13 protein-coding genes are annotated in these 16,893 nt (G+C 29.0%); all 13 read left to right on the top strand.

The genetic code is table 11. From position 1 onward, the window contains the following. The first annotated feature begins 8 nt into the window (after positions 1-8). A complete protein-coding gene (locus KGF50_RS01650) occupies positions 9-548 on the top strand; it encodes a 2-oxoacid:acceptor oxidoreductase family protein (protein WP_227846518.1) in 540 nt (179 codons plus the stop codon). A gap of 158 nt (positions 549-706) precedes the next feature. Beyond that, complete coding sequence (buk, locus tag KGF50_RS01645) at positions 707-1,765, top strand: butyrate kinase (protein ID WP_227846517.1); 1,059 nt, start codon at positions 707-709, stop codon at positions 1,763-1,765. A gap of 17 nt (positions 1,766-1,782) precedes the next feature. Continuing rightward, entirely contained in the window at positions 1,783-2,676 is an 894-nt protein-coding gene (locus tag KGF50_RS01640) for a bifunctional enoyl-CoA hydratase/phosphate acetyltransferase (RefSeq protein ID WP_227846516.1), read from the top strand. A 29-nt stretch (positions 2,677-2,705) separates the two neighbouring features. After that, on the top strand, positions 2,706-3,914 hold the full coding sequence (locus KGF50_RS01635; RefSeq protein ID WP_227846515.1) for a PLP-dependent aminotransferase family protein: 1,209 nt from the start codon (positions 2,706-2,708) through the stop codon (positions 3,912-3,914). A 23-nt stretch (positions 3,915-3,937) separates the two neighbouring features. Beyond that, on the top strand, positions 3,938-5,200 hold the full coding sequence (locus KGF50_RS01630) for an MFS transporter (RefSeq protein WP_227846514.1): 1,263 nt from the start codon (positions 3,938-3,940) through the stop codon (positions 5,198-5,200). Between the two features lie 660 nt (positions 5,201-5,860). After that, entirely contained in the window at positions 5,861-7,324 is a 1,464-nt protein-coding gene (locus KGF50_RS01625) for an alanine/glycine:cation symporter family protein (RefSeq protein ID WP_227846513.1), read from the top strand. A gap of 377 nt (positions 7,325-7,701) precedes the next feature. Further along, entirely contained in the window at positions 7,702-8,838 is a 1,137-nt protein-coding gene (locus tag KGF50_RS01620) for a M20 family metallopeptidase (protein WP_227846512.1), read from the top strand. Positions 8,839-8,862: 24 nt separating this feature from the next. Then, a complete protein-coding gene (locus KGF50_RS01615) occupies positions 8,863-10,281 on the top strand; it encodes a YfcC family protein (protein ID WP_227846511.1) in 1,419 nt (472 codons plus the stop codon). Between the two features lie 315 nt (positions 10,282-10,596). Beyond that, a complete protein-coding gene (locus KGF50_RS01610; protein WP_227846510.1) occupies positions 10,597-11,715 on the top strand; it encodes a C45 family peptidase in 1,119 nt (372 codons plus the stop codon). A 158-nt stretch (positions 11,716-11,873) separates the two neighbouring features. Continuing rightward, positions 11,874-12,743, top strand: coding sequence for an AraC family transcriptional regulator (locus tag KGF50_RS01605; RefSeq protein WP_227846509.1), 870 nt, complete (start codon positions 11,874-11,876; stop codon positions 12,741-12,743). Positions 12,744-13,122: 379 nt separating this feature from the next. Beyond that, positions 13,123-13,668, top strand: coding sequence for a PTS glucitol/sorbitol transporter subunit IIC (locus tag KGF50_RS01600; protein ID WP_227846508.1), 546 nt, complete (start codon positions 13,123-13,125; stop codon positions 13,666-13,668). A gap of 12 nt (positions 13,669-13,680) precedes the next feature. Beyond that, complete coding sequence (locus tag KGF50_RS01595) at positions 13,681-14,694, top strand: PTS glucitol/sorbitol transporter subunit IIB (protein ID WP_227846507.1); 1,014 nt, start codon at positions 13,681-13,683, stop codon at positions 14,692-14,694. 220 nt (positions 14,695-14,914) lie between these two features. Next, positions 14,915-16,888, top strand: a complete 1,974-nt coding sequence (locus KGF50_RS01590; protein WP_227846506.1) for a BglG family transcription antiterminator — start codon at positions 14,915-14,917, stop codon at positions 16,886-16,888. Positions 16,889-16,893 lie beyond the last annotated feature (5 nt).

The following is a 16,893-nucleotide window of genomic DNA, read 5'->3' as shown; positions in this document are numbered from 1 at the left end:
GAAATAATATGTTAAATGAAATTATATGTGCTGGTTTTGGAGGACAGGGAGTTCTTACAGCAGGAAAAATTATAATGTATGTTGCATATAAGGCAGAAAAAAAGATTACATGGTTCCCATCTTATGGAAATGAGATGAGAGGAGGAAGTGCAAATTGTAATGTTGTTGTAAGTGATGAGAAAATTGCAAATCCTTGTGTAAAAAACCCAGATATATTATTGGGAATGAATAGTGTATCAGTAGATAAATATGAAAGTTTAATGAAAGTAAATGGTTATATGTTTGTCAATGAATCATTAGTAAATAAGGATAGAAAATATAGAGAAGATATTAATGTTATAAAAGTACCTGTTACTGAAATAGCTCAAAATTTAGGGAATGAAAAGTCTGCTAATATTTGTATGTTAGGTGCTATGGTAAAGAATTTAGATTTATTTACAAAAGAAGAATTTGAAAGTGGCATGTGTGAATACTTTGAAAATCAAGGTAAAGGAAAGTTTAATGCTAAAAATGTAGAAGCATTTGAAGCTGGATATGACTATGAGTGAATATTTTAAATATTTAAAATTATTATTGAAATACTCATTTTTATGTGTTAGTATTTAATTAATAAAATATAGAACGTCGTTCTGAGTGATAGGACGACAAAATTTTTAAAAATATAACAGAACGACGTTCTACAGTATGAAACCGAGGAGGCGTTGAAGTGAAAATTTTAGTAATTAATCCTGGTGGTACATCTACAAAGATTTCTGTATTTCAAGATAAAGATGAAGTTTTGAAAAAAAATATAACTCATACAAGAGAAGATTTAAAAAATTTTTCCAAGGTATTTGATGAATATGATTATAGAAAGCAATTAATAGTGGATGTTTTAAGTAGTGAAAATCATGATATAAATTCTTTTGATGCAGTAGTGGGTCGTGGTGGACTTATGAAGGCTATAAAAGGTGGTACTTATATCGTAAGTAAAGAAATGATTGAGGACATGAGAAATGAAATAAATGGAGAACATGCATCAAACTTAGGTGCATTGTTAGCTAAGACTATAGCAGATGAAATAGGAGTGAAGTCATTTGTAGTAGACCCAGTTTCTGTAGATGAATTTGATGATGTATCAAGGATTACAGGTATATCAGATATAGAAAAAGCTAGCTGGTTGCATGCACTAAATCATAAAGCTGTCTCAAGAAAAATAGCACAAAAACTAGGTGGAAAATATGAAGAGTATAACTTTATTGTAGCTCATCTAGGTTCTGGAATATCAATTGTAGCACACAAAAAAGGAAAAATGATAGATGGAAGTGGTGGAAGGTCTGATGGTCCATTTTCTCCAGAAAGAAGTGGAGGATTACTTGCATACCCTCTTATAGAATTATGTTACTCAGGAAAATATACTCATGATGAAATGGTTGCAAAAGTAAGCTCAATTGGAGGGATGTATGATTATTTGGGAACAAAAGATATGATAGAAATTGAAAATAGAATTAAAGATGGTGATGAAAAAGCTAAACTCATAATGGATGCATTTATCTATCAAACAGCTAAAGAAATTTCTATGTATGGAGCTTCACTTTCTGGAGATATAGATAGGATTATTTTAACAGGGGGAATATCACATTCGGAAATGGTAACTAAAGGAATAATAGAAAAAGTTTCATATTTAGCACCAGTAGAGATAGTGGCAGGTGAGATGGAAATGGAAGCACTTGCTCTTGGAGCTCTTAGAGTTCTTAATGGAGAAGAAATGGCAAAAACTTATTAATATTTAGGAGAAAAAATATGTTAAAAGATTTTAATAATTTATTAGAAGAAGCTAAAAAACTTGAACCTGTTATTGTAAGTGTTGCTGTTGCAGAAGATGAAGAAGTGTTAAAAGCTGTAAAATCAGCAACAGATTTAAATCTTATAAAGCCAATTCTCGTAGGCGATAAAGATAAAATAGAAAATATATCAAAAGAGATTGGACTAAAGGGGTATGAAATAATAGGATGTCAAAATCCTGATGAATCAGTTAAAAAAGCTGTAGAGATAGTTAAAAATAAGGATGCTAAAATTCTTATGAAGGGGTTAGTAAATACAAGTGTTTATATGAGAGCTATATTAAATAAAGAGTTTGGTCTTAGAACAGGAAGGCTTTTAAGTTTACTTGCAGTATATGAATTACCTCAATACCACAAACTTCTTTATTGTACAGATAGTGGGATAAATGTATCTCCAAATTTAAATCAGAAAAAAGATATAATGATAAATTCACTTCTTACTATGAAGAGTATAGGTATGGAAAATCCTAAAACTGCAATACTCACTGCAAATGAAATGGTAGACCCCAAAATACAATCTACAGTAGATGCTAATTCACTTGTAGAAATGGTGAAATCAGGAGAAATACCAAATTGTATAGTAGAAGGTCCAATAGCCTTTGATGTTGCATTTGACGCATATGCAGCAAAGCATAAAGGAATCAAAAGTAATATTGCTGGCGATGTTGACTTACTTGTATTTCCAAATATAGAGGCAGGAAACATATTAGGAAAGTCATGGCTTAGATTCAATAAAGCTAAGTGGGCAGGTATAGTTTTGGGGGCAACAAATCCAATAATTTTAGGTTCACGTTCTGATACAGCCGAAATTAAAATAAATTCAATAGCATTAGCTTGCTTAGCATCACAATAAGAAAATTATTAAAAGGGGGATGAATTATTATGAAATATGCAAAAAGAATGGATATGGTAAAGGCTTCAGCTATAAGAGACTCTCAAAAGAAGATAGCTCAAAAGGTGGCAAGTGGTGGAACTGTTATATCTTTTGCAGCAGGGCTTCCTGACCCAAACTTATTTCCAATAAAAGAAATAAGTGAAGTAACTAAGCAAGTGCTTGATGAAAGAGGAAAATTTGCTTTAGCTTATGGACCTACTAAAGGTGAAGATGAGTTGTTAGAAATAATAGCTAAGAGAATGAAAGAAGAAGAAAATATTGACACAAAACCAGAAAATATTATAATAACTACTGGTTCACAACAAGGTATAGCTCTTAGTGCTATGATTTTATTAGAAAAAGGAGATATCGTAGTTACAGAGAATCCAAGTTACTTAGGTGCAATAAATGCATTTAGACCTTATGAATGTGACTTTTTAGGAGTAGACACAGATGAAGAAGGAATGGTAACAGAAGATTTAGATAAATTATTATCTGAAAATTCAAACATAAAAGTGATATATGTAATACCAACATTCCAAAATCCTACAGGAAAAACATGGTCTCTACAAAGAAGAAAAGATTTTATGGAAGTTGTAAACAAGTATGATGTCATAGTAATAGAAGATAATCCTTATGGAGAAATAAGATTTACACAAGAACCACTACCTACACTTAAATCACTTGATACTAAAGATAAAGTACTATATCTAGGGTCATTTTCAAAAGTGTTATGTCCAGGATTCAGAGTTGCTTGGATGTGTGGGAATATAGATATTATAGATAAAGCAGAACTTTTAAAGCAAGGTATCGATTTACAATCAAATCAATTTTCTCAAGTACAAGTAATAGAATTCTTAAAGAAATATAATTTAAATGAACATGTAGAAAAAATAAGAGCTGAGTATAAAAAAAGATGTTTCTTGATGTTAGAAACTATGAAAAAATATTTTCCAGAAGAAGCAAAATATACAAAACCAGATGGAGGTATGTTTATATGGGTTGAACTTCCTGAAAGTATAAATGTAGATAATTTATTAGATAAAGCTATAGATGCTGGAGTTGCCTATGTTTCTGGAGAATCATTCTTTGCAAATAATGGTCCAAAGAATACTATGAGACTTAATTATACAACAATGTCAGAAGAGCAAATAGTTGAAGGGGTTAAAATACTTGCAGAAGTTATAAAAAAAGAACTCAATTATGCTTGTGAATAAATATTAAAAGTGAGGGCTTAATTATGGGAGAAAAAGGGAACGGGATAAAGTTTGGAAAGTTAATGATTCAACTTGTTATCATAGCCATATGTTGGGAATTAGTTTATATTATACCATTTATCCAATACACATTGTATGATCCAATTTTAAAAGCATTACAATGTTCAAATACTCAACTAGGTTTTCTACTTACAATTTATGGATTAGGTAATATATTTGGAGCTCCTATAGGAGGATGGTTAGCAGATAGATTTGATTATAGAAAGATAATTTTAGGCTCTGTATTTCTTAATGGAGTAGTATCATTTTTATTTGCATTTAACATGAATTATACATTTGCTGTTGTAACTTGGGTAGGTTGTGCAATTACATCACTAGTTATGAACTACCCTTCTATGGTAAAGATACTTAGAGTTATAGGAAAAGAAAATCAAGGTAAAGTTTATGGATTTAATGAAGCTATGGTTGGAGTTTCTGGAGTAGTAATGGGAGCTATATTCTTATATATTTATACATTATTTTCAACTCCTGTTTTAGGTATGAGATGGGTAATGATATCTTTAGGAATATTATCTATAGTAATGTGTCCAGTATTATGGTTTGTAATTAAAGATGTAGATATTAGTGAAGAAAAAGAAGAAGGTAAAAGTGAAAAAATGGCTGCTAGTGACTTTATGGTAGTTTTAAAATCACCAAATACTTGGTTAGTAGGTATAAGTATATTCTGTGTATATTCATTTACAGTTACAATGTCTTACTTTACACCTTATATAACATCAGTACTTGGAGGTTCAGTCGCACTATCTGGAGCATTGGCTATAATAAGACAACATGGATTAAAATTATTTGGCGCTCCATTTGGAGGGTACTGTGCAGACAAAGTAAAATCACCTACTAAAGTGCTCTTACCAATATATGTACTTGGTATAGTAGTAATAGTTCTATTCTTAGTATTGCCTTCATCAACACCAATGACTTTATTTATAGCATTAACATTTGTAGTAGGTATATTAGGTTATATGGGAAAAGGTATATATTATGCAGTTCAAGAGGAAGTAAATGTACCAGTTAAATATTCAGCTACTACTATAGGTATAGCAGCAGCTCTAGGTTTTTCACCAGATGTATTCCAATTTGCATTAATAGGGCATTGGATAGACACTTATGGTAATAAAGGATACACATATACATTTATATTCCAAATAGCTATTTTAGTAATAGGAATATTATCTTGTTTATATATATTAAAAGTTAAAAAGAAAAGATTGGAGAAATTAAAAGTTTAAACGTTTCATTTGATAATAGAGTGTTTCTTTCAGTATAATCTACTGACATAAATACTGTATAAAAAGCAATACTAAATTAAAATTTATAGTTATATTTGATGAATAAAGTGTAGAAAAATTAAAATGTTATCAAGTGTTTTTAGTATAGTTTTAGCATAAAGTTACCCCTAAAAATATAAGATTGAGTAGCAATTATCACCTATTTGTATATTTACATAAACTTGTTTGATTTAAAAATTTTACCTGAATTTTAATAATAGATGATATTTGCACTCAATTTTATATCTAATAATAAATAAGAAAATTATAAAATCTAACTATATATTATCTAACTATATATTAATAGTTTCGTAATACACTGTTTCTGCTATTTATGTAGTGGCTTTGGGCTTTTCCTTATATGTATTTCAATTTATATTGTTTGATTGTTTGTCAAACACATATCGTTAAAAAGTTTATACATTTATGTTCATGTATCGATTGATATTCTTAATTTTGGTAATAATTGTTGTAGTTTACATATTAAAAGATAGAAATAAGATAAATAAAATAAAAAATAAGTCTATAAGATATGTTGAGTTAAATAAAGTTTATACAAAATATTAGTACATAGCTGTTTAAATTATTGTCTATAAATTAAAATGAATGGTGGTGAGTTGAGTGACCGATTTAGTTAACACCATTAATGGAATTGTTTGGTCACCTGTATTAGTTGCAATGTGTTTATGTATAGGATTGTATTTTTCATTGAAATTAAAATTCTTCCAAATAAAAGATATAAAAGAGATGCTGACTCTTTTACTTGAAGGAGATAGTTCTCAGGTTGGTATATCATCTTTTCAAGGATTTGCTACATCTATGGCTGGTAGAATTGGGACTGGTAATATAGCTGGTGTGGCTGTGGCAATAGCAATGGGAGGTCCAGGAGCATTAGTATGGATGTGTATAATGGCTACATTAGGCTCAGCGACTGCATTTGTAGAATCTACTCTAGCTCAAATATACAAAGATGAACATGATGGGCAGTACAGAGGAGGTCCTCCATATTACTTTGAAAAAGGTCTTGGATGGAAAAGATGTTCAATTTTATTTTCAGTAGTTGCAATTATAAGTTATACATTTTTTATGCCTGGGACGCAATCAAATACTTTATACTTAGCAATGAATCAAGCTTTTGGATTTTCAAGAATGACAATTGCAGTTGCATCTTCTATTGCATTAGGAATAATAATTTTTGGAGGAATTAAAAGAATTGGTTTATTTGCTGAAAAGGTAGTACCTATAATGGGTGGAGCATATCTTATTATGACAATAGTGATAATCATAGTAAATATAAATTTAGTTCCAGATGCTATTATAACGATGTTTAAATCTGCATTTGGATTTGGTTCAATGTTTGGAGGTATGTTAGGTGCAGCAATATCTTGGGGCGTTAAAAGAGGTATATACTCAAATGAAGCAGGTGAAGGTTCTGGAACTTATGGTGCAGCAGCAGCAGAAGTAAGTCATCCAGCTAAACAAGGATTGGTTCAAGCTTTCTCTGTTTATGTGGATACATTATTAATATGTATGGCTACAGGCATTATGATTATAATAACAGGAAAATACAATGTTACAGGAGTTTTAACTGTACTACCAGGTGTAGAGCCAGGTCCACAATATGTGCAGAGTGCAATAAATACATTACATCCTCAATTAGGTGATATTTTTATAGCAATAGTTTTATTATTATTTACATTCACAACATTATTAGCATTCTCATATATGATGGAGACAAATGTATCTTATTTGGTAACTAGAATTAAAGCACAAAAACATGAAAAGCACATAATAAATGTCTGTAGATTTATGCTTATAATATGTGCAGCAATGTGTTGTTTTATAGAACCACTTACAAGTTGGGCATTAGGTGATATATGTATAGGCGTTTTAACATATATAAATTTAATTGCTATCTTTACACTGCAAAAGCCAGCTATAAAAGCATATTACGACTACCTAAGACAGAAAAAATTAGGAATAAAAAGAGCTGATAGAAATTTTAATCCTGTTGAATTGGATATAAAAAATGCTGAATTTTGGGAAAATAAATACTTAAAAGAGAACAAGCAGAAGTTAAATTGAATTAATGGTTTTTATAGTATTTTATATAGATGTTTCAATTGGACTTTCAAAATAGATATCAAAGTTATATGAATTCAATATAATGTATAATAAATTATAATTTTTAATGTATATGTTTATATTTTTACTTATTAGTTATTTGATTTATACATGTAGAAATACATATTTATATTTAAAACTGTTATTTTAAAGGTTAGTATATATAGTAAGATTGTTTATTTTAATAGATAAAATAGTAGATAGAAAAATTTGTACTGTTGAATAAGTCATTAGGTTTTACAATAAGTGTAGAAATAGTTTCAATGTAATAAATATAAGTTTGTTTTATCTTATATGAATAAATATATAAATTAATTTCAATGGGAGGTAAGATTGATATGAAGGAAAAAATAATACAAGTGGCGGATTTAAAGAAAGAAAAAATTTTGGAGCTATGTCAATCTTTGTATGATGAACCAGAAATTGCTCTACAAGAGTATAAATCTGCTAAAAAGATATCAGAATTTTTAAGAGAAGAAGGTTTTGAGGTTGAGGAAAATTTAGCAGGTATGGCTACAGCTTTTAAAGCAACTAAGAAAAATGGTGATGGTCCAAGAATAGTTTTTATAGCAGAATATGATGCTCTTCCAGGAAATGGTCACGCATGTGGTCATCATCTGATAGCATCTATGGGAGTTGGAGCTGGAATAGCTCTTGCAAGTATACTAGATACTTACAAAGGAGAAGTGAGTATAGTTGGAACTCCTGCTGAAGAAACTGGGGATGGAAAGCCTTACTTGATAGAACATGGTGTATTTGATGGTTATGATGCGGCAATGATGATACACCCAAATTCAAAAACTTGTGTAACTCCAGAGATTATAGCAATAGGAGGATTAGATTTCATATTTACTGGGAAAGCATCTCATGCAGGAGCTAAACCATATAATGGAATAAATGCACTAGATGCAGTAGTTTTATTATATAACAATATAAATGCACTAAGACAACAATTGATAGATGGAACTAGAATACATGGTATTATACTAGAAGCAGGAACTGCTGCTAATGTAATACCTGATATGGGAAAAGTAAGATTAGAGATACGAGCAAAAGAACAAGATTACTTCGATGAAGTGGTTGAAAAAGTAAAAAATTGTGCTAGAGGAGCTGCGATAGCTACTGGATGTGAACTTGAATTTTACCATTTTGAACCAACTTGTCAAGGATTAAATGCAAATAAAGTTTTAGTAGATATATTTACAGAAAATATGGAAGAGCTTGGTATATATGAAGATGAACAAGTAATGTTAGGTTCAACAGATATGGGTAATTTAAGTCAAATAATGCCATGTATACATCCTTTGATGAAATTTTCAGAAAACGGAGAAGAATTACATACAAAAGAATTTTTAGAAGCGTCTATAAACCAATATGCAAAAGATAGAGTAATTGATGGTATAAAAATATTGGCTTTAACAGGATTTGATTTATTTGAAAATCCAGAGCTAATTAAACGAATGAAAGAAGAGTAGACTTTATATAAAGGGGATTGGGTTATGACTAATAAAACTAAAAGCAAAAGTAAAAAATTAACATTCCCGGATGCGTATGTTTTGATGATAGGTCTTATTATATTTGCAGCCATAATGACCTACATTGTTCCTTCTGGAACATATAATAGAGTTGAAGATTTAAGTACTGGAAATATGATTGTGCAAGCTGGAAGTTTTACGTATGGAGAACAACATCCAGTTAGTATAATGGATGTATTTAGAGCTATACCAAGTGGGCTTGGGAAAAATTCCGTAACAGTTTTCTTTGTACTTATTATTGGGGGTGCATTTGGTATAGTAAATTCTACTGGTTCGCTAGATGCCCTTATTAGTAGAGTTATCTCCAAAAGTAAAGGAAGCAAAAAAGGTGAGATTATAATTACGTGTCTAGTATTGACTTTTGGATTAGCTGGTGGCGTTGTAGGCATGTATGAAGAATGTATTGCATTTTTACCTATATTGATGACCTTATGTATTGCTTTGGGATATGATGCATTAGTTGCTTCAGGAATTTTATTGTTAGGACTTGCATCAGGATATGGTTCAGCTACAATTAATCCTTTTACAGTAGGATTAGCTCAAGGTATTTCTGGATTACCACTTTTTTCAGGAATGTGGTTTAGATGGATATTTTGGATTTGTACAATGATTTTACTTTCTGCATATATAATTTTTTATTGTAAAAAGATAAAAAAAGACCCAAGTAAAAGTTTAGTATCAGATATTGATTATAGTCACTGGCAAATTGATGAGTCTTCTGTTGGCGATAAGTTGTCTTCTGGAAATATTAGAGTATTAGTTACATTCTTTGGAGGAATACTTGTTCTGATGATATTGATTGTAAAATTTTCTTTAGGAATGTCAGATTTATCAGCTTATTTCTTTGCTCTAGGAATTCTATGTGGAATAGTCTATGGTATGAGTCCAAATAAAATTGCCTCTGGATTTGTAAAAGGGATGCAAGAAATGGTCTATCCAGCTATTTTGATAGGATTTGCATCTAGTATAGTAGTTATATTAGAGCAAGGAGTAATTTTAGATTCGATAGTTCATGGATTGTCATTAGTGTTAAATTATGTTCCTAGGATTTTTAGTGGAGGAGCAATGATGATTATGCAGTCTGTAATCAATTTCTTTATACCTTCAGGTACAGGTCAAGCTATGGTAACTATGCCACTTATGGCTCCACTTGCAGATGTTATTGGAATACCTAGACAAGTTGCAGTTTTAGCTTACCAAATGGGTGATGGATTTGCAAATGGAATAGTACCAACACTAGGAGTTCTTATGGCTGGAATATCTATTGCTCATATCCCTTATACAAGATGGTTTAAATTTGCATCAAAGATAATACTTATGGAATTAGTTTTGGGGTTTGTATTTTTGATGATTGCAGTACAGATTAATTTAGGGCCTTTTTAGATAATAAATATTTTTATAGAGGATTTAAAGAAAGAATATATTAAAAATGAAGTATTTTAAATTAAAATATATTTTATTAAATTTGAATTAAATATAGTATCGAAAATAAACGGTGAACTTTGTATAGTTCACCGTTTTAGTTTACTATTTTTTATTTAAATATGTATTTATAACTTTAAATAATTTAGTAATGTCTATTAATTCAGAAATATGTTCATTTATTATTTATAAACTTGTTATAGCAAAAAATATCATGAAAAGTTACATTTTAGATGCTAAAATCAAATACACATAGATACTAGAGGAGGAAGATATATGGAAACTTTAAAAGTAAGAAATATTGAATTATGTGGAACAAATTATGAAATAGGATATGAACTTGGAAAATCAATTGTAGATATACCAGAATTAATAGAAAGTCAAATTGGTAAATCTAATGCTCTAACTGAAGAAGAAGAAAAGTACATGATAGAGTTATTTGATAAATATTGTCCAGGTCTTAATGAAGAATTACAAGGTTTTGCTGATGCTATTCATGTAAATCAGAATCAAATTTTATACTATACTATGACATATCTTAGACCAGGTTGTAGTCAATTTGCATTAGCACCAGAATTAACTGAAAATGGTCATGTACTGTTTGCACGTAATTTTGATTTTTCACACAAGATGGAGGATTTTGTATTATGCAAAACTAAGGTAACTGGGAAATATGCACATATTGGGACTACAGTAATGCAGTTTGGTAGAACTGAGGGAATGAATGAATGTGGTTTAGGTGTGAGTCAGTCATCTTGTGGTTTTCCTGTAGGTAATTCAGAGGGACTGAGAAAGCCAGCTATTGTAGGTTTACAATTTTGGGCTGTTATTAGATATTTGTTGGAAAACTGTAAGGATGTAGAGGAAGCTTTGGTATATATAGAAGACATGCCAATAGCATATAATATTAATTTATTGATTGCAGATAAGTCTGGAAATATTGCACTTGTAGAAACTTTAGATGGAAGAAAAGAAGTAAATAGAATAAATAAGGCAGAAAGTAAAAGGGAATCATTTTTACATTCTACAAATCATGTCCATATTGAGGAACTTCATAAATTAGAGCCACAATCAATGAGCAATTCTATTCATAGATATAAATTAATTAAAGAGTATATAGAAAGTTCTAAAAAGATTGGTGAGAAAGATTTAATCAATTTATTGACTTCAAAATATCCACAAGGTCTATCTTGTAATTATTATAATGATTTCTTTGGAACTTTAAAAAGTATAGTTATGGACTTAACTATGGGAAAATTTAATATTTTATGGGGTGGATTGGAAGAGAATGGTTGGAATAGTTACTATTTAAATGATAACTTTAAGTATACAACACAACTTGTAAATATAAATATAGAGAAATCACCATCGGATTTTTTTAAATTAATTGAATAAAAAATATTCTAATTATCTTAGATAGTCAAAGTATACAAAATAAACTGAAAGTGTTATATCATGTTGAATTGTTTATGATATTTTAGTATAGTAAACAAAATAGTATTACTTGAAATATTATAATACTTGAGAATATTAAAGAGGATAGGGGTATAATATTGGATTACTTAAAATATTTTGAAAAAGCTATAATATATATTGAAAATAACTTAAAAGAAGATATAAGTGTAAATGATGTAGCAAAAGAATCTGGATACTCTTATTATCATTTAACACGTTTATTTAAGTCTATGTTTGGTGAAAGTGTAGGAAGTTATATAAAAAAAAGAAGATTAGTTAATAGTTCTAAAGAACTTTTATACAGTGATAAAAGGGTACTAGATATAGCCATTGATAGTGGTTTTGAATCTTCAGAAGCATTTAGTAGAGCATTTAAATCTATATACAAGGTTAGTCCCATAGAATATAGAAAAAATAGAATAGATGTATTTGTTGGAAAGAAGAAAAAGCTAGAATTAGATTTTATGAAACACTTAGTTGAAAATGTAACAATCAAACCAGTTATAAAAGAGATAGATTCAATAAAAGTAATTGGTATAAGAGATAAAGTAATACTAGAAGATGACTCATTACCTAGTTTGTGGGAAAGATTTAGAGAAATACATCATATGGTACCAAACACTTTGCCATCAAGTAGAGCATTTGGAATTTGTGAAGCAGCTCCACAAATACATTTACTTAGTGAAACTATGGAATTTAACGAAACAATAGGGCTTGAAGTTAGTAGCTATGAAAGTATACCAAGTTTATTTGTTTCAAAAAATATTGATGGAGGAAAATACGCTGTATTCACTCATACTGGTAGCTTGGACAAGTTAGATAAAACTTATGAATATATATGGGGAACTTGGTTCTTAAGCACAAATGAAGAAATTGATATAAGAGATGATTTCGAGATATATGATGAAAGATTTTTAGGACCTGATAATGTAGATTCACAGATTGATATTTGTATACCTATAAAATAACTGCCCATAAAACTAAAAATAAACTGAAATAGAAAATAGATGCTTAGAAAAGAGCATCTATTTTTTTATTTATAGTAGCTATAGACGGTTTTGATAATAAAATAAATAAAAATAAGTTCTTAAATTTCTAAGAAAAATTTAAAATATAGTCGAAATAAAATTTGTATATTTCTGAAAATTCTAATTAGTACAACTTTTTCCTTTGTAAAGTTGAAAAAAGATGTATTAATTTATCAAAAATATTATATTAAAATGATATTAATCAAACAAAAACATTTATAATAATAGTATATCTTACAGAAAAAGGATGTAATTTGTAGAATTAAAGCTAGTTAATCAAATTAAAAATTTAAAGAAATTATAGGGAGGTTATAATCTTATGGAAAACGTTATTACAGGTCTAAGTAAAGGTGCAGAGTGGTTTATTGGTTTATTTCAAAAGGGAGGAGAACAATTTGTAGGTCTTATTTCGGGGACTCTTCCAACATTAATTGTTTTAATGGTAGCTATTAACTCATTGATTAAAATAGTTGGTGAAGAAAGAGTAAATAAATGGGCTTCTAAACTTGGAAGAAATGCTTTTACAAGATATACTTTACTTCCATTAGTGTCAGTATTTTTCTTAGGAAATCCTATGTGTTATACATTTGGTAGATTTCTAAAAGAGGAACATAAAGCAGGATTTTATGATGCAGCTGTTTCATTTGTACATCCAATTACAGGACTTTTCCCACATGCAAATGCAGGAGAACTTTTTGTATGGCTAGGTATTTCAGCAGGTTTAACTACATTAGGTAAGGAAACAACTACATTGGCATTATGGTATTTTATAGTTGGTATAATTGTCATTTTTATAAGAGGTGTAGTAACAGAAAAAATGTATGCATTTTTAACAAGAAAAAATAAAGTAACAAATAAGGCTTAGGGGGGATTTAAAATGGATGAAAATAGAATATTAAAAATAGAAAAAGGAACTTCTGGTTGGGGAGGGCCTTTATACATAAAAAAAGAAGCGACTAGAAATAAAATATTATCAATGACTGCTGGTGGTATTCATGAAGTGACATTAAAAATAAAAGAATTATTGGATTGTGAGGTTATAGATGGATTTAAAACTGGAGTTCCTGATGAAGAGGTGGCAGTAGTTATTATTGATTGTGGGGGAACAGCAAGATGTGGAGTTTATCCAAAGAAAAAGATACCTACAATTAATGTAAACCCAGTTGGAAAAACAGGTCCTTTAGCAAAATTTATAACTGAAGATTACTATGTATCAGATGTTAATACTAATTGCATAAGTGTTGTAGATAAGGAAGAAACACCAAAAAAATCTCAAGAAAATAAAAACGAAAGTCAAAGTTCTATTAGAAAGCCTGATAATTATAATGAAGTAAAATCAAAAGCTCAGCAAGAATATGCAAAGAAAAACATAATACTTTCTATTGGACAAGGAGCAGGGAAGGTAGTATCAAAGTTTTACGATGCAGGTAGAGATACTATTCAAATGATAATGAATAATGTAATACCATTTATGGCATTTGTAAGTATGCTTATGGGAATTATCTTAGCATCTGGGTTAGGGGATTGGATTGCAAAGGTAATATCACCACTTGCAGGAAATATTGGTGGTTTGTTAGTTATATCAATAATTTGTACACTTCCATTTTTATCACCTATATTAGGTCCTGGAGCAGTTATAGCACAGGTAGTAGGTACTCTTGTAGGAACACAAATTGGTCTTGGTGCAATACCAGCATATTTAGCACTTCCTGCTTTATTTGCAATAAATGGGCAAGCTGGTTGTGATTTTGTCCCAGTAGGATTAAGTTTAGGAGAAGCAGAACCAGAAACCGTGGAATATGGTGTACCAGCATTATTTTACTCTCGTTTAATAACTGGCCCAATATCTGTCATTATTGCGTATGGAGTTGCAGTATTTGCATTGAGATAGTATTTAATATTACTATGAGATTTAAACTTAATTAATAAAATTGTAAATATAAACTTAAGCTAGTCAAAATTTTAGTTAATGAAAGACTAGCTTTTGTATTATTAACTAGGAGTGATTATTGATTTAGATTAATACTAAATTTTCCTTTAGCAAAGTGAAATTTTATGTATTAATTTGGTTTCAAGTTTGTACTAGAATGAAATCAAGGAGGAGATACAAAATGAATGTAACTGAGAAAATTCCTTCTATTGACCACAAAATATTTAGGATATTGATTATGTGTAGTAAAAAAGAGTTTGTAAGTATTAATTCAATAGCAGACGAATTGAATGTTACAACTAGAAGTGTAAGAACATATATAAAGCAATTAAATAAAGATTTGGGAAGTGACATAGCAATAATAAAATATATAAAAGGTCAAGGCTATAAACTAGAGATAAAAGATAAGCGAGTACTAAATAAGATTATTGATGTGAATAAAAAAAGTGTATTTTCACTAAATTCAAAGGAAGATAGGGCAGAGTTTATACTAAATTATTTGATAGAACTAGATGGATTTATTACACTGGATAGTCTAGCAGATGAGATGTGTATAGGAAGAACTACCTTGGTAAATGACTTTCAATATGTAGAAAAGGTATTAAATTCTTATAATTTGAATTTAGTAAAAAAGCAAAATACGGGGATGAAATTACATGGCAGTGAACTTGATATTAGGTTACTTATATTAAATCAGCTGTATAAAGACTCAAGAAAAGATTTAAATAATTCTAAGTATTTCAAATGTATCAAAAAAGAAGAAATTGTAAATTTAGAAGAAGAATTATTGACTTTATTTAAAAATAATAATTTTTATGTTACAGATGAAATGCTCAGAGAAATTTTTAATTACATAGTAGTTTTGATGTATAGAGTAAAAGAACAGAAGATAGTAAAAGAGTATGATGTAAAATTTGATTTACTTAAGTCATATGATGAGTATCTCATTGCTGGGGAAATAAAGAATATTTTATCAGAAAAAATTGAATATATTTTAAATGATGAAGAAATTATTTATTTAACTATACCATTAGTAAGTGGAAATGCACCAGCATCAGAATGTGCTTTAAATAGTAGTAGAATCAATAAAAATATTGATGATTTAATGGAAAGTATATTCAATCAGATATATGTTGATATGGGTATTTTTATAAATGAGGATGAATTAAGGGTAGGACTTGGATATCATCTTAGTTTTACACTAAACAGGCTATTATTTAATATAAAATTAAAAAATGTCTTGCTAGAAGAAATCAAACAAAACTATATACTTCCATTTAAGCTGGCACAAATAGCAGGAAAAGTAATAGAGAAAAAATATAATCTAGAAGTTTCGGAGGATGAAATTGGTTATATAGCAATTCATTTCAGTGGATATTTAGAAAGAAATAGTAGTAGATTTTATTCAATTAAGAAAATAGCAATTATATGTGGGACAGGTCTTGGAACAGCAAAACTGTTAAAAATAAGAGTTGAAAAATTGATAGGAAATAATCCTAAAATTGATACTCTTTCAAGTTTTAATTTGAGAAATATTAATTTAGATGAATACGATATAGTTTTTACAACTATTGATTTAGATACATCAAATATAAATACAATAGTATTAAAAATTAATACAATATTTGATGAAAATAAATTGAGAGAACAATTAAAGACCGTATTATGTTTAAGAGATGGCAACATAGATACTACTGATTCTCCAAATTTACTAATAAATAATTTGTTAAATGAAAATAAATTTATGATATTAAATGAAAAAACTATACTTGCTTCATTAGAAAAAATGATGGACAATCTTATGGATTTAGGATGTATTGATGATAATTTTAGAAAAAACATAATCAAAAGAGAAGAGAAATCTCCTACAGTTTTTGATAAAGGTCTATTATTTCCTCATGCTGTGAATGAAAAGTCAGATAAATTTTTAATGGCAGTTGGTATTTTAGAAGAGCCAATAGTTTATGCAAATAGAAGTATAAAAATAATACTTATGACAATGTTTCCATGTGAGGATAAGGTGGATTCAGATTTATTGGTAAAAATTTATGAAGAAGTTTTAAAAATAGGTCAAAATGTAAAGTTAACAAATAAGATAAGCAAATGTAGAAGCTTTGTAGAATTTAAAAAAGTGTTAATTGAGAACATTATATAGGTTTT

Source organism: Clostridioides sp. ZZV15-6598 (assembly GCF_020657705.1).
GTDB lineage: Bacteria > Bacillota > Clostridia > Peptostreptococcales > Peptostreptococcaceae > Clostridioides > Clostridioides difficile_F.
The sequence above is the reverse complement of the archived record's forward strand: the minus strand, read 5'-3'. Positions and strand labels throughout refer to the sequence as shown.

Bases quoted from the DNA above. Each gene is read 5' to 3' on its own strand.
- KGF50_RS01650 (WP_227846518.1), top strand. From the start codon at position 9: ATGTTAAATGAAATTATATGTGCTGGTTTTGGAGGACAGGGAGTTCTT.
- KGF50_RS01640 (WP_227846516.1), top strand. From the start codon at position 1,783: ATGTTAAAAGATTTTAATAATTTATTAGAAGAAGCTAAAAAACTTGAA.
- KGF50_RS01635 (WP_227846515.1), top strand. From the start codon at position 2,706: ATGAAATATGCAAAAAGAATGGATATGGTAAAGGCTTCAGCTATAAGA.
- KGF50_RS01630 (WP_227846514.1), top strand. From the start codon at position 3,938: ATGGGAGAAAAAGGGAACGGGATAAAGTTTGGAAAGTTAATGATTCAA.
- KGF50_RS01620 (WP_227846512.1), top strand. From the start codon at position 7,702: ATGAAGGAAAAAATAATACAAGTGGCGGATTTAAAGAAAGAAAAAATT.
- KGF50_RS01615 (WP_227846511.1), top strand. From the start codon at position 8,863: ATGACTAATAAAACTAAAAGCAAAAGTAAAAAATTAACATTCCCGGAT.
- KGF50_RS01610 (WP_227846510.1), top strand. From the start codon at position 10,597: ATGGAAACTTTAAAAGTAAGAAATATTGAATTATGTGGAACAAATTAT.
- KGF50_RS01600 (WP_227846508.1), top strand. From the start codon at position 13,123: ATGGAAAACGTTATTACAGGTCTAAGTAAAGGTGCAGAGTGGTTTATT.
- KGF50_RS01595 (WP_227846507.1), top strand. From the start codon at position 13,681: ATGGATGAAAATAGAATATTAAAAATAGAAAAAGGAACTTCTGGTTGG.
- KGF50_RS01590 (WP_227846506.1), top strand. From the start codon at position 14,915: ATGAATGTAACTGAGAAAATTCCTTCTATTGACCACAAAATATTTAGG.